The following is a 22,339-nucleotide window of genomic DNA, read 5'->3' as shown; positions in this document are numbered from 1 at the left end:
AGGCCACGCCGCATCGGCAGATAGGTGATGTCCCGGCACCAGACCTGGTTGTGCCGGTCCACCCGCAACCCTCTCGGCAGACAGGGATAGGTCTTGTGGTTCCTTGCCGGCCTGCTGGTATCGGGTCTTGGGTAGATCGACATCGGACGCATGAGGCGCATCAGCCGACGAATGCGCTTCTCGTTCACCAGCTGTCCGTCGTTGCGCAGATGCCAGGCCATTTGCCCGACGCCGAAGAACGGCGTGTCCAGGAACTGCTCGTCCATCGGCATCAGGCCGAGGTCCAGCGCCGTCTCGCCCTCGGGCGTGGAGGAGAAAGACGAGCGCGCGATCGACAGCAGGCAGCACTGCTGGCCGATCGACAGGTCCGGCTCGATCATGCCGTTCGGCATCGTCTCTCGGACCCATGGCGTTCCAATGCCTCATCACTTCCCGCCCCAGGGCTTCAGCTTTCGTTCCCAAAAAGAGGCGGCCACGGCCAGCTCCCCGATCCTGGCGTGGAGCTCCCTTACCTGCTCCTCGCCAATCTCGGGCCTCTTGCGGCCCCCGCGCTCGAACACCCCGGAGGCCCCTTCCGGCAAGGCTCGCTTCCATTGATCGATCATCGTCGGATGCACCCCGAACCGGCCGGCCAGCTCGGCCGCCGTCTCCTCCCCCTTCAGGGCTTCCAGCGCGACCTTGGCCTGGAACTCAGGCGCCTGCTGCCGGCGTTTCGACATCTCTGATCTCCTTCCCCTCGAAGATCAGCTGACCCAAATTCGTAGCTTATGTCAGTGGCCGAATTTAAGAGCGGCGCTCAAAAGTCGAACTGGAGCGTTGCGCTCTTGGGCGAAAAGCACTGGCTCGGACGCGAGCAACCCCGACCCGACCGGCAATGCTTCCCAATAGCGATGTTTTCTCCGCACCGAATTCGGCAAGCAGGATCACGACTCCAGACACTTCCAACTGCATCTGCACTTGCTGCAGCCAGCACGAATGTCGCTGATGGGCTCTTTGCGTCGATCCTTCCACGCCCTTTGGACGTCCGCTTCCTATGCAACCGGGGTCGCCGCTCAGGGGTGAGGAAGGTTTAATTGGCCGAGAAGGAAGGTTAGTGACCAAAAAGGACGTTTATCGTGGCAAACCACACATCGGGTGGCAGGTGTCAGATAGTCCTGCCTTCAGGGGTGGGAAAAATTGCGTGAAATCAGTGGGGCCTGTTCGCGATGCGAAGGCGGGCCTGCCTTTCTTGTCACAAAGGTCTGCCTCTGATGGGCCGCAGCCCAATCTTCGTCCTGTGTCTTAATGCTGTCCGACATGTCGTAGCGCTCCTTCCTGTTCCGCCAGTGGCGAAGCCATCGCTGCTTTTTACTTTGGATGACCTGATGTCATTCGAAGGGCAAAGCAGGGTGGGCGCAGCCCGACCTGCGGCCGGACGGTGATCTGACACACGGGGCCGGAGCGGTGAAATTGGGAGGGACCCGCGCGCCCCGCGCGTGGGAGGAACCGGATTTCTCCGTGGAGGCTGACGCGCAGCGGCACCAGAGCCCGTGTTCGGATCGCCGGCCGGATGGCAGGCGGAAAAATGAAATGAAAGATCGTCAGCTGTGCCAGAGCGAAGCGGAGGTGCGGCTGTCTCCTGGATCAGCGATCGCGGCCCCCGCGATCACCATATTTCTGAAAAGCAGCCTCTCGACTGCCAGGCATCATCAAGGCAAAGATTCTCGTAGCAATCACCCAACCTGCTTCTCTCCAAAAGTATGCGTTTCTTCCTTGCCGCCGCGGTCGGTCATGGATCTCTCGTCTGCCATTCGGGGCCGCAGTGCGGTTGGTTGCATACGCGCGCTCAATCACAAGTCATCCACTGAAGGTATATCGAGCTTCACCCGTGTTGCTGCCTCTGCAGCAAGCCAATGCTCTACCCGCTGCAGCAAGCTTTTCGCCACTGCGGAATATTGCTTGTCGGGTTTGGCCCAATCACTTAGTTCGGCAATAGCGTCGTCCTGATCTTCTCTTGCCGCGTCAAGCAGCGCTTTGTTCGTACTGGCATCTGCGGCTTCCTGTCGATCTATTGCTCGAGACAGGCGCAGTACAATCTTTCGAAGTGTCATTAGGTGTAGCGAACGATCTCGGACCAGTTCATATCTGTTGAGGGCGGCGATGTTGATCGTGGCTTGCCCGTAGACGTCGGGGCCCCTCGGCCTTGCTGCTGGAACAGCTAAGCTAACACCAAGCTCCGACGGAAACATGATATGGTTGGTAGGGTCGCGCCTCGTAGGATCGATGAGCAGTGCATCTTCGCTTGCCAAACTCCTTGCTTTTGGAAACTTGCGCGACCCAAGAACCGGAAATTGCAAAGCTTTGCCAACAGTGGTGAGATTCCGCCTCTCACGATGCAACCGAGCAGCCTCACGCATCGTCATGTCGGCATGAACAACGACCTGTCGACGACTTTCATTACAATGTTGACAGGTCGGTAAAAGATTCGACCAAGATGCGGCAAGCCACCAATATCCTGGATGCGGATCTGTTGATAATCTGGCCTTAGGCCGATAATGCTCTACCGCGCCGTCGTAACCAGCGCCGTACATGGTTTCACAATAAGCACATTTAGTGTTCGACATCTTTTCAAGTGCAGTTTTAACCTCAGGGCGCCGGTAAACTGCGAACGAATAAGTTTCTGTCGTTCCTGTAGCGTAATGTATTGAGGCGGCGTTGATCTCCAGTGTGCCGGCCGATGCAGCGCCAATGAGGCAGGCTGGCCCTTTTTTTAAGCGCTTCAAATATATCATTTTTTTGCGTCGCCGGCTCGGATCGCCTTCAGCGCAGCTTCTATCGCTTCCCTGCGAATGTTCGAAACTGCCTCGCCGGAAGCCGATTTGCGCTCTCTGAGGTATCTGAGCAACGCGGCGTCCGCTACCTGACGCTCCGGACCTTCGCCAATCATGAGGCCGTCAAGTGCCTCATCGACTGCAACTGTTAGAGCGCCGTCCGGTCTTGTCGCGAAACGATCGGCTGTAGTACCAATCAGAATATCTGCGGAGGGATCGGATGTCGTGTTTAGACCGAAATAATCGGACATCAGTATCTGCTCTGCACTCATCGTGCGAAAATCTGGCAGGCTAGTGATCAAGTCGAAACGCTGAGTGGTTGATCGCTTCATAACCACAACTTCACCTTTGCCCATACCACGAAGGCACAGCGGATCATGGGTAGTAGTTATGAATTGTACGCCTGGCATTGCAGCACGCAGAGCACCGACGATCTGCAGCTTCCAGCGAGGATGGAGATGTGCATCGATCTCGTCGATCAGGACGACACCCCGAGCCGTTTCAAGGTCCGGCCAATCACGGAGAAGCCAATGGATCATGTCAACTGACATAGCAATTACCGACCTGTACCCGTCGCTTAGGACGTCGATCGGTGTTTGTTGCCCATATGTCTGTATCGACACGTTTCCGCTGACGTCACGGGTGATTCCATCACCTTCATTCAGCACCAAGACTTCTGAAAGCGCACGCGCCACAATTTCGAAAGGGGTCCGGTGGTCGGCGAGCCAATCCTCCGGATGCGGAACCTCGGCCAAGCTGTCGAATAAGCTGGCTATGCGCTTGGATGGCGCTTTTGCCCGAGCTTTCCTGCGCCCGAGGAGTCGGTGTGCTCCATACGCCATCAAGCCGTCAACAGCTCTACTATGACCCGAGAACTCTAAGGTAAAGGGGTTTAGGACGATTTCGGAAGTCTCACCCGAATGGAAGTCGACACGCACATGGGCTGGTTCTTTCTCGCTTTGACCCCAAGTCCGACGGTCCTTGCGGACCAAAAGGTTGCGGTCTATGTCGAGGCGTATCGCCTGCTCCGGTCCGATAACTGCTAATGCAATAGCCTGAAGCACACTGGTCTTACCTGCCGCATTGTCTGCCAGTAACATAAGGTTACCCGCCTGAGAACTGTCGGCGCCATGTTCGCTCACATCGAGAACTAGGTGGTCAATGCTTTTGAACTTGTCGATTGTTATCGTTTTAATCCCCCGGTTCAATCTTCGGCGATTTTGTGAGGAGTATGCCGGCGCGTAAAGGTACGATTGGATAGAACGCGCTCGCGGGGCCTCCACATGGCTTGAAAGTAGCCTCGGAAGCTCGTCAGCAGGAACCCTCTGCAACAATGTGGAGAAGCTGATTAGTTGCGTTGCATATGTAGGCCGGGTCATTCCCAGGTGATCGGACAAGATTAGCGTCATACGACGCGCGTACAGTTCAATCGCCCCTACATGCGGCCGCCTACTGTCGAACAAGGTGTCAGGACCGAAATCTCCCGACAGCGCATCCTGTACCGCATTATGAATGGCACGAGCCCGAGCAGATACTAAGGGCAGCCGGTTCAAATCCAAAATTTTTATGGAAGTTTGTCCGGCCAGACTGAGCCCTACGCACAGCCCGTCAAAAGCAAAGTGAAAGTGCTTCTCTAGCCGATCGTGGCAAGGGTCAACGAGGAGTGCTGTCTCCCGCGCCCGTATCTCGTCGAGGGAGAAGAGGACGGGCGCGCGACGGCCTTTCACAGGAAATCGACTACGCTTATTTGCATTGCACTCTCGGCAGCAGAGATAGAGGTTGTTCCAGTCGTACGCTAGCCAAAGGTAATGCAGAAACGAGCTGTTTTTCTCATTCTCGTCGTTCGCAGCTTGTCTTGGCCGGAAATGATCAATGTCTAGCTGACCAGGTCTTTGCTCACAGTATGCGCATGCCTCTCCAAACAGATAAGTCAACGCATCGAAAACTTCGGGAGACTGTATCAGTTCAGTATCAAACTTGGGTCGACGAGTAGAACCCTCATTTTCAGGATCTATCTGAGCTACCAATTCACGATACGCAGCCTTAGCCCTTTTTGAGGCCAGTATTAGAGGCTGCCGCACACTCTTGCGATCGACTTTACGCAAACGAGTAACCCCTCATTTCACACACACCTCGGTACCCAAAAACCTTAGTTCATGTCTATTTGCCCTAGGTGTATTGAGGTTGCAACCGAGCACAGATCGTGGGCCCGAAGCTTCGAATGCCGTCGATACGAGATGATGAACAAGCCACGATATGTAGTCTTTTCTCGATATGTACCGTTTAGCGGGACCGTCCGCTGCCTACCAAGCAGACAGAAGCCGCCACCGTGACGAACGTCGCTAGGGTACGTACTGTCAATGCTTAGCCAAATCGCAGCGGACGCCTCCTAACAAGCGGAACACAGATCTAACCTTCGGAATATCATGTTGCGGCCGGCAGCCAAAGCAAACGGCTGCACGCCACGACCGGTCTGTAAGATGGCCTCGGCACCAGGCAGTCGACCCGACTGTGCAACTAATTGTCTAGTTATGTTGTACTCATCCGCAAACTCTTCGATCGATCAGGTAGTGACATGGCGTCGTGTTCGAGCGCCTTGTTGCTCCTTGACCAAGCGGGACTCCAGAATTGCTGTCTTCGAACAGGCTGCGCACCGTGCGGACGCTAATTTGCAAGCGTCTAGCGGCCTCGGCTAGCCGACGATTTGGCGTGCGTATGGGACAGGACCAGTCCGGAATCGCTCAGAGTCCTAGGTCATGTCGTCGAAAGATAGTCGTACACCAATAGTCCAAGGGAAGCGGCATGACATGCCCACCATTGCGTGTGACACATGTCGAACCTTGAAGATGACCGCCTTGAGCAGCCAATTCGGCAGACGTGATGTGATCTGCCTGGAACTGTTGAAGCGAGTCAAAACAGACATAGCGCCGCAGCTGACTTGTTGCAGGATCTATAACAGCCTTGGAATTTAACAGCCCCTGCTTCAACAGGATACGTACTGTACGACGGTTGACCTGCAGGATTTCGGCGGCAACGTCAAATTTGACAGCTCCGTCATGTTCACTGGCGAGTGCGTCTCGAAGGTGCCGCAGGGAGACTTCGAAATCTCGGAAACTGGCCGCTTCCGGACATCTTGCCCTTAAAGGCACCCGCAATCGCAAGATGAGTTCTGTCTCCCTTTCCATGGGGACACTGATGCGGCGCGCGGCAGTGGGTATATCTACGTCGTCGGTTGAGCCTGTGGCCCGCAATGCCAATGCACGCAGCCTGTCCATGAGCCTGCACAACTCGTCGGGGTGGTAGAGGGGCGAGGAACTTACACCCTCATAATATTGAGCAATCAGACCTTGTTTCGTCATCATGGCGATGGATATGCGGTCAATGCCAAGTTGTCTTCCAGCGTCTGTCGCGTTGAGAAGAGCATCGATTTCTGTGACAATGTTTTGGACGATCTGGGCAGGAATATACTGGTCTAAAGTGTAGACTTGCCCTGACGTGCTGCGCCTTGCGAGGCCGATTGTTTCCAGGCGTCTTCCGAGTTGCCAGCTCGAAATGCCATAGATCCTTCTCGCGGTAGCCATGGAATGGACCATCTGCTCCGGGCAAGGATGACCCAGCACCATCTGCCCTTCCGCTATCGGGAAATTCTCGAATACGAATTTTCTGACAATGTCGCGGATGACGTCGAAATCAGCATCGTCATCGCGGTACCGCAGCCATTCAAAGAACACACGAAGCCGCGCACGGTACGAGCCATTCTCCATTGGCTGCGCCGACTGAGCGTCCTTAAGCTTGGCCGAGAAGGCGTCGGGGCCGCCCTGAAGGACCGTTAAACCCGCAGCACCGGCGGCCGCCCATTCGCCCGTAGTTATACCCTTGCGCTGTGCGTCAGGACCCACCGTGAGGAGCAGCCCAAACATTTCACATGTTTGGCTTGCGACGTGAAAAGGCAACTGATCAAGCCAGCTGCTTCCCCTGCCCCGCAGGACACGGTCACGCAGGTACTGCGTCAATGTCCCTTCGCCCGCCGCCAGCTCGACCGGCGCAGTGGGAGCATAGCCACCAATTATGGCTGCAAAGTCGAACGTGTCGTTGACGGTGCCTGGCTTTGGCAGGGCAGCAAGCAAACACCCGTGTATTGCGCAGGTTCTGATGGAGGTAAGCTGCCAAAGCCCAGGCTGCGCGACGTCGCCGGATTTTTGCGCTTCTGAGAGGCAAGCCGGGCAGCATCGAAGTGTTGTTCTGCTAAACGCGGTGAATTTGATCCGCTCGTTGGCTAACTGAAACCAGCCAGGTTCAAGAAGCTGCGGCGTCCCTTGCTGCAATAGTTCATTGTCGACCCCTCCCAAAGCCGCCAACCGCTCGACCTCAATCGCGTCTCCGTTGACCAGCTCGAAGTAGTTAATACCAAGGTCAGAGCAGAACGTGATCAGCCGCGGGACGCCGTTTCGCCGTGCGAGGCGAGATGCATATGATGTGGCGCACTCGCCTGACACCAAGTTAACCGTCAGAGGGAGGCTCCTTAGGTTCCTGAACATCACCGTTTCTCTCTCCCAAAGACCTGCCGCGCATCAATGCGGTAGAAATCCGGAATGACGAACGGATTGAACATGTCAGTGCACGACGTGCGCAGGTGATAAGCCTGGGAGAAATGGCTACGGGTCAGCCGAGATACATCAGCAAGGTAAGCTTGTTCGATGGCAGCCAGGGTCAGCTCGATGACCAACCCGAACTGATTTGCAGCCCCATGGATCAACCGCTCCCCATGCGCAAGTTCGAGAATGTCCGGGCCAGGCTCCAACTTAGCCTTGCTGCAGTAGTTTTCGATCAGGTCAAGGACGTCATTGCCATGCGCCACCGGTGACAAGCTTTCAAAGTGGACTGTGTCCATACGACGGGCAAGCTGAGGATCATGGTTCAGAATGTCTTCCAACTCTGGCGTGCCCGAGAGGATAATGCCGACAGGCCATTCCGGGTCTGTCATGAGCGTCTTGAGCATGGAGGCAACAGAATTCAGTTCGTGCCGCGTTCCGCGGGACGCCAGATCCTGAGCCTCGTCCAGATGGACGAAAAGAACTTTGCGCTCCTTTAAATGGTGCCGGACGAGATCCCAGATGTACCACGCCTGGCGTTCTGAACTGATCTGGTAGCCCAACGCCCGTAACAGGGTCTGCCCGACGAACTTCAGCGTCGCCGGTGACGGTACCCGGATGCTGAAGTTTGAGAAACTCTGATGGCCAAAGTGATCGAGCCGCTGGCGGCCCCGCATCATGAGCTGATCCATTGCCGACGTCTTCCCGGTGCCAGACGGGCCTGAGAGAGCCAGACCATGAGCCTCACTTGTCCGTCCCGCCTCGCAATCAGCCAGCCGTTTTTCGATCAGGAGCGAAAAACGGTTCTCTAGTGGTTCGAAGCGGTCATGGTGGATGAAGTGATCGCGCAGGAGCGCGATCTTCTGGGCGGTCTGTTTGATCCTGTCACTGGTCATCGTCAAACCTCCAACGGTTCCGACGCACCCGACCCTGCACCTGTTGATCAGCCTCATCTTTTGGGATGTCTGGCGGCATGGGCGTGGATGGCGTGATCTGCATGCCGTCCACCAATGGATCCGTAGACGCGGCCCTGTTCCCAAGGCGCTCTGCATCGGATCGAACCGGGTAATGCAGGGCGGCTTGGTTGCGCTCCACATCCACATCCTTCGTGTGGAACGGGGTCAGTTCCTGAAGCTCGAACGCCTGACGAGTGGTGTCCGAGATGCGCTCGATGCCCCTGCGAACCTTTGGTGCGTCCAACTCGGCTTCCCGGCGATTCTTGATGCGCAGCGTCCGGGTCGCCTCCTGCATCAGATCGTAGCTGACGCCGTCGAAGCCGCCTTGGTTTGCTAGAGCGGGGTGCCAGGTGGCACCGACCTTCACAGCAATCCAGCCGATGTCCCGCAGGTCCGCCCGGATTTCCACGTTCCGTTGCGGGGAATGCAGAAAGGCCTCGCGAAGGGCCTCGCAATTATAGCTTAAACCCGAGAACAGAACGCCGTCACCGCGAAGCGTGCGTTGAAGGGGCCTGCCGAATGCACGGCGCAGGGTCAGTCCATCCGGAACTGGAGGCGTTCCATGCTTGGCGACCAACCGCGCCCAAGCCTGATTGGGGCTTTCCCCGCCTAGCGAGCCATGACCCTCATTATGGTAGATGTCGACGACATAGGTCAGCAGGACGGTGATCAGATCGGCGTCGCAAAGGCAGGCCAATTTCTCCGAGGGGTAGTCGCCCCGCTGGATCATGTCGAAGAAAGTTCTGCCGACAAGAAGTGGCATCAACTTGTGTCCAAATGTCCGGAAAAATGTTTCGATGTGCGCCCGAAGCCAAGGCTTCCCCGCGGGCGGCAGGAGGGCAGTGATGCCAAGCGACAGGACAGTCCCTTGGAAATCATCGGAAGTGAATGCTGTCCCCTGATCGGTGACAATAGCCTGCACTCCGCCATGGTGGTGCCAAGTACTTTCGCACCCGGCCGCACGCGCCATTGGCGTTTTATCGATGAAGATCTCCCGCAGCGCCCTGACCGCATCACCAGCGTTCGGTGTCTCAGCCAAGCGCATGGACAGGATACACCTCGTGGCGCAGTCGATGGCGACATAGAGCCAGCGACGCCCGGACTCGAACCGTTCCTGCCTTTCCGGAGGAAGGTGATCCCAGATGCCACTGAGCGTCAGGAGCGAGATCACATCGAGGCGGTTCTCATCCATCTCGACCCGCTCGAGAGGCTGCTGAACATCCACGCCATTTTCATACAGCGTGAATCTGGCGTTCGCGGCTGCGGTGCCATGCCGCTTGGCATAAACATAATACGGGTCTGCCAGGCTCAGGCGCCGGTCGATACTGGAAGCTGAGGGCACGACCAGCTGTGCGGCTCCAGCTGCCAATCTCCGTTCGTTCTCGCGGAAGAACAGGCGCCGAGTCCCCGCAACCGCCAGTGCTTTGGTAGGACGCTGAGTGTCCGCATAAATCTCGATGACCTGGTTCATCAAGGCTTCGGTATGATACGACCATCGCAACGAGCGATTACCGCAGCGATGCGTTTCCGGTATCAGCGCGACGACGGAGTACCCCGCCCGCTCATACTCGCGCATCCACCCAAATGCAGTGCGGCTGCCTGGAAGCTGGCGTGTGACGACGTCCGCGCCAGGTCGGGGTAGTTTCCCCGCAGACATACCTTCGCCTACACGTCGCTCTACCTCAGCGGCCAATTGCGCGCTGCCCCTAAGATAGCCCTCATGGGTCCGGTTGATTTTCTCAGATGCCTCGAGGGAGAGAAAGGCGTCACAGACTGCCTTTCGCCAGATCACGAGGCGCCGGATCGGATCGGCAAGGATGTTGATGACATCAGACGGTTTCCGGCCGCGGAGATCTTGCACAGCGCGATCGAAATAGCCCGCCACGTAGGACGTATCAGGCCGACGGAGCAGGTTCGATAGCTCCTCATGCGACAGCCTCTCGGTAATGCCGGGTTGGCCTAAGCGCTCAAACAACCCGCCCTTGTCATCGATTTCCAGCGGGCGCATGGCGACGCCGGCCGCGGTGATCAGGTCAGATTTCGAGAAACGGATTTTGGTGTTCATGCCGCCACCTCCGTGAGAGTAGGACGCGACCGAGCCAGCTGACGTGCAGCCTCGGCAGCAGCACGACGATCAAGATGCCGATCCGTGATCAGCATGACCCGGTCCGCAAAATGCTTCGGCGTTGCCGCGGCCACCCGCTCCAACTCAGAGACGAAATTCCGCCCGATCACACGCTCCATCGGCTTGATGGCCACCGCGATGCGCTCTCCGCATGCCTTCGTCACGAGGAAGTCGAATACATGCGACACCGGCTGCCCACCGGCATCGATGTACGTCACGGCCGTCGGCTGCTCCCAGATGTGATGCACATCCTCGCGCACCAACATCAGGCGCAAAAATGCGTACTCGAGAGCACTCTCGAACTGGATGATGCGCGGGCGCTCAAAACCTGGCAGCATCGCCATGAGCGCGCCACGCAGGCTGGCCTTTGATCGGCGCGAGATCATACGCGTCGCGTGACTCGCTTCCGGGCCACGGTAGATTAGGTTTGTTTTCATGATGTCTGGAGTGCCCCGCCAGCGCACCGAAGGTTCGGAGTTACGGGCGGGGCCAACTCCCCCTTGTTTTAAATGTGTTGAACGGCCCCGCCGGATTAGGATCCGGCGGGTTGACTTTTCGTTCGACTCGGGGGATGAAATAAGGGTCGGTACCAAACGACGTCTTATTTCAAAGGCCTTCCTGTTAGCGCAGGAGGGCCTTTTCCGTTGCCGAGAGGATCAGTGCGAAATGTCCGCCCTTTCAGTATAACGTTCTGGAAAAATATCAGATGGCGTTGTCTGAAGTTCGGTCGCAATCGCTTCTTGTATCCGATGCGACCTCCGATAGCCTTGGCTGACGACGGTAACGCTGGACTGAAGCACGCTTAGATTTCGGGCTACCTGCGCGAGCGAGCTGCCTTTCGACCGAAGCCGAAGTTTCAGCATTTGATGGCGTTGCAGATCGACCGACATCGGGGCCTCTCGAAATAGTGGTCCAACATTCCTTACCCTATAGACTCTGGGTGATTCGCTTCGTCAATTAATTATTGAGAAACCAAGCAAATATTTTTATAAACAATAATTTTTATATTGCATATAAATGAAATGTTGAACCATTAATTTATATTTGCAGTGACGGCAAATCGAAAAGGTCCAGCCTTTTAATAGACATGGCGTCTTGAAAAAGAATACCTTGGAGCTCAATGGCTCTAGTGCCACCAAATTCTTCCGACGTGGTGCGGCCCATGCCGCAAGGGCTGCGGCGAGAAGAAACAGCATATCTCTCCGTGACAGGTAGCCGCGCGCGTTGATAGGCATCTACGGGCGCGATCCCGTCACTCTTGACAAAACGCCGGTTGGCGCGCGGCTCAGACATGCGGTCCTCCCCCTGCCACTGCTGGCTCCGTCATCCTCAACTCTTAACGAAACGCTCATTCCATCAAGAGTGCAGCGTCACGATTTCGGACGCGCCTCTTCCAAGGCAAGACGGTCCTTCAGCGCCTGCAGGATCAGATCCTCTATCTCGCGGACCCGCAGGCCGTGATCCAGCGCAAGGCAACCGACGATCCGGCTGATCTCAGGATCTTTCGGCCCATAAAGGCCCCAGTCATCCAGTTCGTGACTGTCCGGATGATGTCGTGCTGTCATCTAGGCTCTCCTTGATCCTCTATGAGATGCCTCTATGAAACTACGCCTGTCGAGCCTGTCGGCTGCGCGCGAAGGCGTCGAGCGCGACTTTACGCTTCGCGGCGATGTCGCGGACGCGCGCCGCGACCTCTGCCTCGCCGAAGTCAGTCGGATGAAACGGACCGCCGTACCATCGGACCATGTCTTTATGCTGCGGGTGGCGACGGTTCGCGATTGCCTTGGTAAATTTCATGAAGCCCGTCGGCCCGCCGACATCTTCGGGTGGGGCGGTGCGTTCACCGGCGACGAAACGCGGATAGTCGGTGGCTGGATCGGCATCCTCGACATGTTCAACGACAATGCTGTGCTGCCAGTTATCGCCGAAATTATAGGTGTAATGTAGCTCAGTGATGCCGCGCGCGATGAGTTTGCCAAGCCGTATGCCCTTGGCCTGATAGATCTTGCGCCCCCAGACTGCATCTTCTGGATCCGGTTCTCCATAGGCCCGTTCGCCGATCGTGAACTCATACAGATGGTAAACCTCCCACGGCATAACAGCCTGGATAACCTCGTGCAGCGACCGGAGATTGGTTGTCAGGCTGACCTCCACGCTGCGCCAGATGCATTGCTCAAGATGCAGCAGTTCAATTCGAAGGCGCGCGATCTTGTCTGTCATGAGAGAGCCCTGCTCGAGAGTTCAAACGACAGAATAAGAAGCGCCCGGCATGGCGGCAACTGTGAACCTTCCCACCCAGAATGCGATTGGCTCGTGAACAGCAGATCGGACGGCGTCCGTAAGAGGATCGCTCAACGGACGCCTAACTGCCTCCGAGCCAATCCCTGTATTTGAAGGCAAAACTGATTCTCATTTAGCTAGTACAATGATATTATCACTAGCCGGGCCTTTTGCGTTACAAATGAGAGCCACCAGACCCCAAATTCGCTAAGTCACGTTCCAAGGATGCGCCCATGTCTCAAACCCGCATTGGCTATGCCCGGTGCTCGACCGACAAACAGGACCTCGCGGCACAAAAGGTTGCCCTTCGCAATCTCGACGTGGTTCAGGAGCGTATCTACACCGACCATGGCTTGACCGGGACAAACCGCGACCGACCGGGACTGGCGCAGGCCCTGGCCGCCGTCAGAACCGGCGACACACTGGTGGTCCCGAAACTCGACCGGCTGGCGAGATCGGTTCCGGACGCCCGTGCCATCGCGGACGAGCTGGCGAAGCGAGGGGTGAAGCTTGCTTTGGGTGCGTCAGTCTATGATCCGACCGACCCGATAGGAAAGATGTTCTTCAACATTCTTGCTACCTTCGCCGAGTTTGAAGCCGACCTGATACGCATGCGGACCAAAGAGGGTATGGCAGTTGCCCGCGCGAAGGGAAAGCTGAAGGGTAAGAAGCCAAAGCTGTCGGATCGGCGCCAAACAGAGCTTCGGCGCATGTATGACACAGGAGATTACTCGATCAGCGATCTGGCCGAGCTGTTCGATGTGTCGCGGCCGACCGTCTATCGGGTCCTACAACGCACACCAAGTGTTGAGGCATCATAGCTATCGATAGCGGCCCTTCGCTGCGCACCACATGACCTTACGCTTCGCGGGACGGACCTGACGATGGTCACGGTTATTCCAAGCGGTAGGAATAGACGTTGTTGAGATAGCCCATGTTTCCAATGCGAAATTGGGTCTCCCCAATGTGTTCAAAGCCATATTTGAGGTAGAAGGCAATTGCTGGCGCGTTTTCTGCGTTCGTCGTCAGCCAAGCCGACTCAGCCCCACGGTTGCGGCAATACTCAACTGCTGCATTCAGCAGCGCCTTCCCAATACCTTTTCCATGATGCCGCGGCTGAACGTAGAAGGTTGAGATTTCTACAGTCGAGCAGCCGCTCACCGGCCCAGTGCTGTCGGAGGACACACGGATAAAGCCGTCAATGCCTTCCTCATTCTCTGAAACGAGAATGAAGTGGTTAGGGTCGGCTATCAGCCTCTCGACCTTTATGGTGGTGAACTCGCTCAGGGCATAGTCTGCGAAAAAGTTGCTGACTCCTCGTTTGAGGTAGGTGCCTATCCAAACTTCAATAGAAATTGCAGCAATGCTTGAAGCATCTGTCGATTGAGCCTCTCTAAGAACCATGAAGAAAATTCCACCTGCTGCGGAAATGAATGCAAAGACGGTTTTGTGGTATCAATCCAGCTTCAGCGCTCGTGCAACTGCCGCTTGGCAGTGAAGCTCGGTGGTCGAGAAGGCAGGTAGCGGCGCGTCCTCGGGCTTGAGCAGGAGCGGGATCTCCGTGCATGCCAAGGCAACACAGTCGGCCCCTCGCGCCCCCAAAGCCCGGATGATCCGCTGATACTCCTGCCGCGTTTCATCCCGGAACTGGTTCTGAACCAGCTCGTCATAGATGCTGTCGTGAATGAAGGTCTTTTCACCCTCATTTGGAATGAGGGCTTCCAGTCCATGCCGCGCAAGGATCTGCTCATAGAAGTTACCTTCCATCGTCTTACGCACCCCTAGGATGGCGACACGCCGCAGGCCCCGCGCCGCAATGGCCGCAGCCGTCACTTCGGCAATGTGAAGGAAAGGAATAGAGATAGCGGGCTGGATGGCTGGCACGAAGCGATGGACGTCATTGCAGGTGATGACGATGAAATCCGCGCCTGCGGCTTCCAGTGCGCGAGCCGATGTAAGGATCTGCTGACAAGCTGCATCCTCGTCGCGCCGAAGGATCACGGCGTCCACATACTCTTGCCGGTCTACACTTTCCAGCACGATGCGAGCCGAGGATACACCCCCTGCCGCCTGCTGCATGATCTCATTGGTGCGCCTATAGTATTCGGCAGTCGAGACCCAACTCAGACCGCCAATCATTCCAATCTTCTTCATCCGAAATGCTCCTTCTAGCGAGAAGGTAGCCGTCGTGGTGAATGACCGCAAAGGGCTCAAAGCGTTCATATGCTGCATCAAGCACAAAGGTCTGCTTCGCTATTTTTCGGCCAAACATCTGCGTCATTTAGCGCTGAAGATGTCGCGCCAAATAGCGATGGAGATCACATGGCTGTCGTCGCGTAACAGGGTCACAAGTAAACGCTAGTTTTTCTGACGGCTTCTCCAGTACCGTATTACAACATTGCCAAGCCAAGGTGGCGGAGAATCTGACGTCTGGCGGTCGCTTAAGGATCAACACAGTGGAACCGTTCTGTTTATTGACGAAGAAGCTCAAGCCTGATTTGCAAGCTTTAGTGCGCAAGGGCGACGTACACTCTCGATCGATTGATGGTGGATTGATAACGATGCGCCAGCTTGGACTACGGAACCGAAATAGTGAAAAAGAACGTGTGCTACCAATGCTTCGGAGACAAAGATCTCCGGGCAATGATCCGCAACTTCGGCGGAGCTAGAGGCTGCTATTTCTGCGGACGGAAAGACGCTGCTACAATGCCCTTCAACGAGGTCGTTGATTTCATCTTGCAACGCATCGACGCATTCTACGGTAGAGCTGCGGACCATTTACCCTATGAAACAAGGGAAGGTGGATATCAAGGCTGGCACATCGACAGCTACGACATGATACGCGACGAGGTTTGTCTAGAATTTCCGCGCGATGATGCCGACAAACTGTTCAGTGAGATTGTTGACGGCATCGGCGATGACACTTGGTGTGAGTTCGATTGGCTTGTTCTCGAACCCGATAAGAGCCTGAGATTCTCTTGGGTAAGCTTCTGTGACGTTGTCAAACACCATCGCCGATTCTTCTTTCACGACATCGGGGCATCGGACGGGAGCGATCCTGATGCTCGCTCTCCTGTCGAGTTTCTTGAAACAGTTTGCAGACAGGCCGAGAAAGCAAAAATGATAGTCGAAATGCCATCTGGGCAAATACTGTTCCGAGCACGGGCGCGAGCAGCGCGCCAAAAAATCTCCACCCCATCGGAACTAGGACCTCCACCACCTGAATTCTCAACTCAATCGAATCGAATGAATCCACCCGGAATTTCGATGTTTTATGGGGCAGACAAGCGCCAGTTGGCAGTCGCGGAAATCAGAAACTCAATGGCATCGATTGGCACCTTCAAAACCAGGCGCCCAATACGAATTCTTGATCTGGCCAACCTGCCAGAGGTGCCCGGCTTCTTCTCTACCACGGATCGCATCAAGCAACGTATGCTCAGCTTTTTGTCCGACTTTTCCGATCTTATTGTCCAGTCTGTCGACAGAAGCGATCGCATAAACGTCGACTACATTCCGACACAAGTTTTCACAGAATTCATTCGAGACTTTCAGTTTGGAGGCGGGAAGGTCGATGGAATTCGTTATAGAAGTGCAACAGGAGAAAAAGGGACAAACTATGTGCTCTTTGCTGGGCAAGAGGATGTTGTGGATGCAGCACCATCCAACCCATTTAGAACTAGAACTCCGTGGCTGGAGCTTGTTAAAGTCACGCACGCACGCCGATGAGAAATTTACATGACTGCGCGCTTCATGCAGCAGCCACGCATTCAAGCGATCGGCTTTGGGTTATGGATGTAAACTGCGAAGTTACTGCCTTTTATTCTATTCGTTCAGGTCCATCTCGCCCGCCGAGCTATCGATATCGTTGCCCCACTAACGATGCTGGAAACTAATCGGCGCCATTACCATAGAATAAGGTCGCCAAATCAGACTTCGAGTCTGCACTTATGTCTGCCGAATCTTCAGGCGGAACCGCAGTGTCAACTCCCAAGCTCTCCCTCATAAACTTCAGCACAGGCAGCGCGTCTCGAAACAACGCATGTAATTCCTCGGAAGTCCTTTCAACCTGAAACTGGACGTAGTTCTGGTGTACCAAACGATTCCTTATGTTTCCAAGCTCAAGGAACGCTGATATCGCAGTGTATTCTGACCCACCCTTTTTCAACCTAGCTTGTACAGCAGACTTGTATTCGCTCCCAAACAGCGCGAGGAATGGGCCCGCGCTGCGAGCATCCCAATCGAACCAAGTGTGATACTTCCTGGCGATGACATTCTTCTCGATCATCGCTGCGATCATTGGCTGGCCTTTCGCATAGACAGCGGGCACCTGCCTAACAATTTCAGTTACCTCGTGCTCAAAGAAGCTCGCGATAGCGAGGACTAGCGACCTTGCAAAGGTGGTGTTAAGGTCAGAGGCAAAGCTAACTTCCTTCTGCTCGAGTAGGTATTGGTGCATCTCTAGATGCCGCGTGTAAAAGGCATCGATAAAAGATGAGTCGCCCATCTTAAGCCTCAGTTTCTGAGTAATATGGCCTTTGCTCGGGCATAGCGGTCCCTTACGAAAGAAGTTCGGCCGACACCGAAGCGGGAGGCGTCAATAAAGCTCCTGTCGGCCTTCAGTTCCGCAAGCCGTTCAGCTGAAAATCCGTGCACTAAAGCTGGGTTGCTTGCCGCGAGAGCGTCTGTGCAGGCGGCTCGGAACACAGCTTCGAAAACGGCGATGTTGAAACGTCCGCCCAAACCTTCGAAGTCTTGTGCACTGAGATGACGAGCCTTGACAAAGAATGCTTCGAAGATGCCTTCCACTAGTACGAGATTATCGCCCTGGATGGCGTTAGACTTCCTGGCAAAGGAGTTCAGGAACCCGCTCATAGGCTCCTTGTAGGCGTCTCCGTCGGCGACCAGCGCGAAGGCGCGCAGCAGGGTCTCTACATCCTTCTGATGCAAGTCAGGTTCTGGCAGTCCAATTATACGGCGCCATTCTGGATTCAGGTTCACCCTATGCAGAGCCTCGGTGAACTCAGAATGATAAAGACTTGATCTGATTTCCTGTGGGCGCAAGTTCACGCCACCCGTGTTTAAGCGGCTAAAAATTTCGAAGACTGAGCTGGCTCGCTCCTCTTCTGGCAGGTTCTGCTTGATGACCATATTGCGCACAGTCCGTAAGTCCAGGACCGCGCTCTCCTCAAGCGTCTCATAGTTCTTCCCGTGGAACGGAGAGAGAGTTCTTCCGTCTCTTGACTTGAGATCAAGGTTGAATTTTTGGAAGTAGGTATCGTCTGCCATGATCCTGTCGGGGATCGTTTTGTTTTCGGCCATAATGCGCCGGAGCTCAGGTCGCTTGCTCCTTCTGGGAAACCTTCCTTTTAAGAAGTAATAAATTGACATCAGCCGCTGCTGGCCATCGATAACTAGGAGCGAATTCCGTTTTTCCTCGTAGAGAAACAGCTGCGGAATAGGCAGGCCAACAATCAAGGATTCGATGAGCCGCGAAGCGCGCTTGATGTCCCAAACGTAATTCCTCTGGAAACCCGGAATGACAAAGATGCCCCGGTTCACGAAGTCCACGATGGTTGTAATGTTGAAATCATTCGGCGACGACGTTATCTCATAGTCCCTGAACGTTACATTCAGTTCCTCTTCTTCTTCTCCGGTACCGTCGAACCAGCTTTTAGATGTCTGTTCGACCTGCTCTGCCCAGTCCGCCACTTCATTCATCGTGATACGCCCTTTCGATGGTGCCGGCCTGGACCACCGAGTCCTGCCCATAAAGTCGTTACCTGCCGGGCATGGCCGTGTCACCCCCAGCTGACTTCAAGAAGATCCGCCGCCTCCTAAGAAAGACGCCGTTGCTGCGCTAAATAAATCGCCGGACCCTTATGAGGCGACCGCCGCGCCTCCCGGGCGGTAAATATTCGACAACATGGTTCGCGACACTTTAAAGTGGAGGCGCTAGTAGCCTCCGGCTGGCGCATCAGAAGGTACGGGAATGCTAGGTCTACGCCGATCTAGCTAGGGTTTCGTTTGATCGAAGTGGTTTATGGGCCCACGAAAAGCTACAATGGAAAAAGAGGCATTTCGTTCAGGATCTCCTGCGCAGTCGCCCGCGGGTTAACCGCTTGGTACAGCTTATCGATGGCCTTCTGCGGCCTGCCACCAAGCAGTAGCGACGGGAGCGACGCCGCTCGGTATGCGCCCTCAACGTCGGCGCCGTCGAAGTTCTCCATGTGCGCGTGGAACCGCAGCGAGGAGCCCCTTAGTACGAAACCGATGATAAATTTCAGCACGTTTGCCTCAAACAGTGGCTGGTAGAGCCTGTCGCTCCGAGTTGAGGTTTTAACTGCGATGGCAAAGAGGAAGTTTCGGCCATCGAGGGTGCCTTCGATGGCTTGGTGCGCCCCTTGGAGGAGACGATAATTTGCCATGGAAAGGTCCGGCAGGCGTCGCAGGAAGCTCTGATAGGCATCAGGCATTGGATCAGGGATGCGGACGCCGACGATATCTGGTGAGGAGAGCCGTAGCACCATACCTTGACGCTCGAGCGATTGCTGGAACGCTTGGTAGGCCGCCCGAGACGCATTGGTAAGGAGTCGCGTAGAGTCGTAATTTCTGGGCAGCTTGACGATGGCAATGCGACGGAGCGGTGTGGGAACGGAGCCCGCAGGCTGCTCGAACGGACCAGCAGGCCAAAACCCAGTGTCCATGAAGGCGTTCCAGTCAGCGGCCGCATTCCAAAGCGCGGCGGCCTCTAGAATTTCGTATATGTCCCCCTGCACCTTCGCAAGCGCTTGGGCATTGATGCTTCCTGCGCGGTAGCCGAGCTCGTCTCCCACGTCGGGGAAGTTTATGGCACCCGCGGCATGCAGGTTTGCAATGGCCTGGGCGCGGTAAATGGCGAACGGCCGTTCCGGATCGGGGTCGCCGTCGCACCCCGGGACATAGCTGCCAAAGGCGCAGTCCACCAGCCGATCCTGATTAATGCGGAACTTGGTATTGCGTCCTCGGATTTGGTTCACCCGGGCATCAAGGATGCAACCTGTGCCGGCTAGGTGGCAGGCAGCGCAGATGACGCCTTGTGCGCCCGGATCGGGAGCTGGCGGGAAGATGCGTGCCATCAGTTCTTCCTGTCCGTGGCTAACTCGCGAGCGATCGCAAATAGGACGTCCAGGCCCACACCGAGCGCGTCTGCAACCTTCTGCGCAGTCTCGAGAGTGGCGTTCTGCTCGCCTCTTTCAATTCGGCCGACATAGCTTCGGTCCAGCTCGGCACGGTCTGCCAGTTCCTCCTGCGACAGCCGGAGTAGGATACGCTGCTGCCGCACAGCTGATCCGAAGTGTCGAGCTAGGTTCACGATTGCTCCCTGAAAAGGCGCAATCAACACGCATCGGCGCAGGAATGCTACGGACTATAAATCCCATTACGACTCCGTCTGTGCGGGTGAGTTTGGTTGCTCGACACCAAGGACCTGTGACGCTAGAACAAAACTTCATTATACTTCTAGATACGGCCTGGCGACTCATGCAGCCCTTGTGTTCTTCTAATGTTCCTTGTACTTTCGCTTCACGATCGAGGATCATTAATCCTTTAGTGTCACCGGCAACGATGAGGTTCGTGTTGTGAAGGCAGTCAGCCTGTTCTCGGGGTGCGGGGGCTTCTGCGAAGGAGTTGAGCTCGCCGGTTTTGAGGTCGCGGTAGCCGTTGAGAATGATCGCTATGCCTGCATGACCTACCGTCACAATTTTCCGAAGACCCCTCTTTTTGAGGGTGATATCCATGACTTTCTCGAGAAGGGCGCCGGTCACGAAGCTCAATACCGCCTGCAGGACGTGGACCTTGTCTTCGGGGGGCCTCCCTGCCAAGGATACAGTCAAATCGGGCCGCGCGACCTCTTCGATGATCGAAACGAGCTGTATCTTCAGTTTGCACGCATAGTGAAGACGCTCCGGCCGCGCATGCTGCTAATGGAGAATGTGCCGAACCTGCTTGTTATGAAGAAGGGGTACTTCCGGGACAAAATTCTTAAGCACCTTGCCAGCCTCGGCTATCACAACATCACCTACGTAAAGGTGTCCGCCGCCGATTATGGCGTGCCTCAAACTCGTGAACGTGTGTTCTTTTTTGGCACTCGAGACGACCTGCATCTACCGTTTTCATTGCATGAGTACGCGATGGCGTTGCTCACAAAGATGCAGGTAAAGTCGACAGTGACAGTGAGCCAAGCCATCGGTGACTTGCCCGCAGATATTGTACATTCTGGACAGACGATGGCCTATCCTGCAGCGACGGGTAGCCTCTCCGCTTTTGCCAAATCGATGCGTTTGGACACTGCGAGCTTCCCGTATAGCATGGCTGCAAAGCGACGCCGCGGCGTCAGCCGCTCAGTCAACGCTCTTCTTCACAATCACCACACGAAGGAGATGCGGGAGAAGCGGCGGCACCTAATTTCGTTCCTGAAGCCAGGCTGCAAGGCAAACAGCCTTCCAGTGGAAATATGGAACAACGCGCGTCCAGAAAAGTGGCGCCGCCTGCATCCTGACCTGCCGAGCCACACAATTTTGGCGCAGATGCACCGCGACCTATCTGAGTGGATTCATCCTTCGTTAGAGCGCTGGATTACTGTACGAGAGGCTGCGCGTCTGCAGAGTTTTCACGACGGTTTTGTATTTAAGGGCTCTGAATGGCAGCAGCTAAAGCAAGTTGGGAACGCCGTTCCGCCGCTTCTTGGTTACACTGCAGCGCGCATGATCAAGAGCGTTCTCGAGGTTTGTGACAGTCGCTTCGAAGATTCCGGAGCGCAATTACAGAGGGTACTGTCCGATATACCCACTGTAGTACTCAAGCAGCGTTCAAGCGATTCCGCGCTAGCTTGACACAGGCTCGGCCTCGTAACAATTTTTCAAATTAGAGATTGTGACAGGACACTTACACCGCGGTTTAATGCGTTAGGCTCAGGTATGCCTACCGCGCTTCGCCGGTGATTTCCTTATGGTCTTGGGAATAGCTATTACATAAATCTGCTTATGACAGAGACAAAGCTCTAGGCCATTTATTTCTTGTCTAGCGCCTTTAAGCTCGCCTTGCAGCATCAGGCCAGGTCCGTCTTGGCGAAATCATCGCCCTTGTAGAGCAACGGGGCGTGATAGGCCTTGGCACAGGCGTAGGACAGGGCATCACCCATATTCAGCTGCGCCGGATGCCCGGCCAGCTTGCCATAGGTTGCTAGGGTGGCTTAGGTCATGCACACTGTCCCGGCTCCGCCACTTCCAGACAGTCTTCATGAAAATGCCGTAGCGCTCCGCCACCATCCAGGCCGGCTCAGTGCTTGCCTGGATCGCGGCCCGGATCTGCGGTGTCGTCGCTGCCTGCTTGTGAAGCGAAATCAGTATCTTCGCCTCCCGTCCCGAAACTTGCCCAAGATCGATCTTGCCACGAACAGCGCGGTCCGACGAAGGTCTATGTGATCATCCGGGATGGAACAGCTCACTTCCAACCCCGGTAGTCACGGGCGAGTTCTTCGACTGTAATCGGCAGCTTTTCATAGAGGGCGATCAAAGCTTTAGCATTGATGCTTTCGCT

21 protein-coding genes are annotated in these 22,339 nt (G+C 55.6%); 3 read left to right on the top strand and 18 right to left on the bottom strand.

Features of this window, described 5'->3' with window-relative positions:
* From IE00_RS09530 to IE00_RS09485, 12 genes are all read right to left on the bottom strand, one after another.
* On the bottom strand, positions 1 to 392 hold a 392-nt coding region (locus IE00_RS09530), incomplete at its 3' end, for an IS3 family transposase (RefSeq protein WP_139291379.1).
* A gap of 33 nt (positions 393 to 425) precedes the next feature.
* Positions 426 to 719, bottom strand: a complete 294-nt coding sequence (locus tag IE00_RS09525) for a transposase (protein ID WP_072296828.1) — start codon at positions 717 to 719, stop codon at positions 426 to 428.
* A gap of 1,110 nt (positions 720 to 1,829) precedes the next feature.
* Positions 1,830 to 2,771 (bottom strand): hypothetical protein, encoded by a 942-nt coding sequence (locus IE00_RS19745; RefSeq protein WP_139291378.1) that lies wholly within the window; start codon positions 2,769 to 2,771, stop codon positions 1,830 to 1,832.
* Positions 2,768 to 4,915, bottom strand: a complete 2,148-nt coding sequence (locus IE00_RS09520; RefSeq protein WP_083554219.1) for an AAA family ATPase — start codon at positions 4,913 to 4,915, stop codon at positions 2,768 to 2,770. The genes IE00_RS19745 and IE00_RS09520 overlap by 4 nt, the downstream gene beginning before the upstream one ends.
* Positions 4,916 to 5,551: 636 nt before the next feature.
* Positions 5,552 to 7,348 (bottom strand): TniQ family protein, encoded by a 1,797-nt coding sequence (locus IE00_RS09515; RefSeq protein WP_072296826.1) that lies wholly within the window; start codon positions 7,346 to 7,348, stop codon positions 5,552 to 5,554.
* The gene (locus tag IE00_RS09510) at positions 7,348 to 8,298 is read right to left on the bottom strand and encodes an ATP-binding protein (protein WP_072296825.1); all 951 of its coding nucleotides are present in this window, start codon (positions 8,296 to 8,298) and stop codon (positions 7,348 to 7,350) included. Before IE00_RS09510 ends, IE00_RS09515 begins: the two co-directional genes overlap by 1 nt.
* Positions 8,288 to 10,423: a DDE-type integrase/transposase/recombinase gene (locus IE00_RS09505; RefSeq protein ID WP_072296824.1), complete on the bottom strand. Its 2,136-nt coding sequence runs from the start codon at positions 10,421 to 10,423 to the stop codon at positions 8,288 to 8,290. Before IE00_RS09505 ends, IE00_RS09510 begins: the two co-directional genes overlap by 11 nt.
* Complete coding sequence (locus tag IE00_RS09500; RefSeq protein ID WP_240493833.1) at positions 10,420 to 10,827, bottom strand: hypothetical protein; 408 nt, start codon at positions 10,825 to 10,827, stop codon at positions 10,420 to 10,422. Before IE00_RS09500 ends, IE00_RS09505 begins: the two co-directional genes overlap by 4 nt.
* Before the next feature lie 312 nt (positions 10,828 to 11,139).
* Positions 11,140 to 11,346: a helix-turn-helix domain-containing protein gene (locus tag IE00_RS09495; protein ID WP_083554244.1), complete on the bottom strand. Its 207-nt coding sequence runs from the start codon at positions 11,344 to 11,346 to the stop codon at positions 11,140 to 11,142.
* A gap of 175 nt (positions 11,347 to 11,521) precedes the next feature.
* The gene (locus IE00_RS19740) at positions 11,522 to 11,776 is read right to left on the bottom strand and encodes a hypothetical protein (protein WP_139291377.1); all 255 of its coding nucleotides are present in this window, start codon (positions 11,774 to 11,776) and stop codon (positions 11,522 to 11,524) included.
* A 77-nt stretch (positions 11,777 to 11,853) separates the two neighbouring features.
* Positions 11,854 to 12,048, bottom strand: a complete 195-nt coding sequence (locus IE00_RS09490; RefSeq protein ID WP_072296821.1) for a hypothetical protein — start codon at positions 12,046 to 12,048, stop codon at positions 11,854 to 11,856.
* Positions 12,049 to 12,088: 40 nt separating this feature from the next.
* Positions 12,089 to 12,703: a plasmid pRiA4b ORF-3 family protein gene (locus IE00_RS09485; RefSeq protein ID WP_072296820.1), complete on the bottom strand. Its 615-nt coding sequence runs from the start codon at positions 12,701 to 12,703 to the stop codon at positions 12,089 to 12,091.
* A 293-nt stretch (positions 12,704 to 12,996) separates the two neighbouring features.
* Here IE00_RS09485 and IE00_RS09480 point away from each other — a divergent pair, with 293 nt between their 5' ends.
* Positions 12,997 to 13,584, top strand: a complete 588-nt coding sequence (locus tag IE00_RS09480; protein ID WP_072296819.1) for a recombinase family protein — start codon at positions 12,997 to 12,999, stop codon at positions 13,582 to 13,584.
* Between the two features lie 73 nt (positions 13,585 to 13,657).
* Here IE00_RS09480 and IE00_RS09475 read toward each other — a convergent pair whose 3' ends face one another.
* Both IE00_RS09475 and IE00_RS09470 read right to left on the bottom strand, forming a co-directional pair.
* Positions 13,658 to 14,167 carry a GNAT family N-acetyltransferase gene (locus tag IE00_RS09475; RefSeq protein WP_072296818.1) on the bottom strand — a complete coding sequence of 170 codons (510 nt, stop codon included), beginning with the start codon at positions 14,165 to 14,167 and terminating at the stop codon, positions 13,658 to 13,660.
* A gap of 51 nt (positions 14,168 to 14,218) precedes the next feature.
* The gene (locus tag IE00_RS09470; RefSeq protein WP_072296817.1) at positions 14,219 to 14,917 is read right to left on the bottom strand and encodes an aspartate/glutamate racemase family protein; all 699 of its coding nucleotides are present in this window, start codon (positions 14,915 to 14,917) and stop codon (positions 14,219 to 14,221) included.
* 489 nt (positions 14,918 to 15,406) lie between these two features.
* Here IE00_RS09470 and IE00_RS09465 point away from each other — a divergent pair, with 489 nt between their 5' ends.
* A complete protein-coding gene (locus IE00_RS09465; protein WP_083554215.1) occupies positions 15,407 to 16,489 on the top strand; it encodes a HEPN-associated N-terminal domain-containing protein in 1,083 nt (360 codons plus the stop codon).
* 163 nt (positions 16,490 to 16,652) lie between these two features.
* Here IE00_RS09465 and IE00_RS09460 read toward each other — a convergent pair whose 3' ends face one another.
* The 4 genes from IE00_RS09460 to IE00_RS20805 form a co-directional block, all read right to left on the bottom strand.
* Complete coding sequence (locus IE00_RS09460; protein ID WP_072296815.1) at positions 16,653 to 17,267, bottom strand: HEPN domain-containing protein; 615 nt, start codon at positions 17,265 to 17,267, stop codon at positions 16,653 to 16,655.
* An 8-nt stretch (positions 17,268 to 17,275) separates the two neighbouring features.
* Entirely contained in the window at positions 17,276 to 18,481 is a 1,206-nt protein-coding gene (locus IE00_RS09455; RefSeq protein ID WP_083554213.1) for a DUF262 domain-containing protein, read from the bottom strand.
* Between the two features lie 338 nt (positions 18,482 to 18,819).
* Positions 18,820 to 19,878 (bottom strand): Cfr10I/Bse634I family restriction endonuclease, encoded by a 1,059-nt coding sequence (locus IE00_RS09450; protein ID WP_205949664.1) that lies wholly within the window; start codon positions 19,876 to 19,878, stop codon positions 18,820 to 18,822.
* Entirely contained in the window at positions 19,878 to 20,084 is a 207-nt protein-coding gene (locus IE00_RS20805) for a helix-turn-helix transcriptional regulator (protein WP_205949663.1), read from the bottom strand. The genes IE00_RS09450 and IE00_RS20805 overlap by 1 nt, the downstream gene beginning before the upstream one ends.
* Positions 20,085 to 20,379: 295 nt before the next feature.
* On the opposite strand from IE00_RS20805, the gene IE00_RS09440 reads away from it, so the two are divergent.
* Positions 20,380 to 21,633 carry a DNA cytosine methyltransferase gene (locus IE00_RS09440; protein ID WP_083554211.1) on the top strand — a complete coding sequence of 418 codons (1,254 nt, stop codon included), beginning with the start codon at positions 20,380 to 20,382 and terminating at the stop codon, positions 21,631 to 21,633.
* Positions 21,634 to 22,339: the final 706 nt, after the last annotated feature.

Source organism: Paracoccus sp. SM22M-07, from assembly GCF_001887735.1.
In the GTDB taxonomy this organism is placed as follows: domain Bacteria; phylum Pseudomonadota; class Alphaproteobacteria; order Rhodobacterales; family Rhodobacteraceae; genus Paracoccus.
The sequence above is the reverse complement of the archived record's forward strand: the minus strand, read 5'-3'. Positions and strand labels throughout refer to the sequence as shown.

Bases quoted from the DNA above. Each gene is read 5' to 3' on its own strand.
- IE00_RS09505 (WP_072296824.1), bottom strand. From the start codon at position 10,423: ATGAACACCAAAATCCGTTTCTCGAAATCTGACCTGATCACCGCGGCC.
- IE00_RS09480 (WP_072296819.1), top strand. From the start codon at position 12,997: ATGTCTCAAACCCGCATTGGCTATGCCCGGTGCTCGACCGACAAACAG.
- IE00_RS09450 (WP_205949664.1), bottom strand. From the start codon at position 19,878: ATGGCACGCATCTTCCCGCCAGCTCCCGATCCGGGCGCACAAGGCGTC.
- IE00_RS09465 (WP_083554215.1), top strand. From the start codon at position 15,407: ATGATCCGCAACTTCGGCGGAGCTAGAGGCTGCTATTTCTGCGGACGG.
- IE00_RS09475 (WP_072296818.1), bottom strand. From the start codon at position 14,167: ATGGTTCTTAGAGAGGCTCAATCGACAGATGCTTCAAGCATTGCTGCA.
- IE00_RS19740 (WP_139291377.1), bottom strand. From the start codon at position 11,776: ATGTCTGAGCCGCGCGCCAACCGGCGTTTTGTCAAGAGTGACGGGATC.
- IE00_RS09510 (WP_072296825.1), bottom strand. From the start codon at position 8,298: ATGACCAGTGACAGGATCAAACAGACCGCCCAGAAGATCGCGCTCCTG.
- IE00_RS19745 (WP_139291378.1), bottom strand. From the start codon at position 2,771: ATGATATATTTGAAGCGCTTAAAAAAAGGGCCAGCCTGCCTCATTGGC.
- IE00_RS09495 (WP_083554244.1), bottom strand. From the start codon at position 11,346: ATGCTGAAACTTCGGCTTCGGTCGAAAGGCAGCTCGCTCGCGCAGGTA.
- IE00_RS09485 (WP_072296820.1), bottom strand. From the start codon at position 12,703: ATGACAGACAAGATCGCGCGCCTTCGAATTGAACTGCTGCATCTTGAG.
- IE00_RS09500 (WP_240493833.1), bottom strand. From the start codon at position 10,827: ATGGCGATGCTGCCAGGTTTTGAGCGCCCGCGCATCATCCAGTTCGAG.
- IE00_RS09460 (WP_072296815.1), bottom strand. From the start codon at position 17,267: ATGGGCGACTCATCTTTTATCGATGCCTTTTACACGCGGCATCTAGAG.
- IE00_RS09490 (WP_072296821.1), bottom strand. From the start codon at position 12,048: ATGACAGCACGACATCATCCGGACAGTCACGAACTGGATGACTGGGGC.
- IE00_RS09455 (WP_083554213.1), bottom strand. From the start codon at position 18,481: ATGAATGAAGTGGCGGACTGGGCAGAGCAGGTCGAACAGACATCTAAA.
- IE00_RS09525 (WP_072296828.1), bottom strand. From the start codon at position 719: ATGTCGAAACGCCGGCAGCAGGCGCCTGAGTTCCAGGCCAAGGTCGCG.
- IE00_RS09470 (WP_072296817.1), bottom strand. From the start codon at position 14,917: ATGAAGAAGATTGGAATGATTGGCGGTCTGAGTTGGGTCTCGACTGCC.
- IE00_RS09515 (WP_072296826.1), bottom strand. From the start codon at position 7,348: ATGTTCAGGAACCTAAGGAGCCTCCCTCTGACGGTTAACTTGGTGTCA.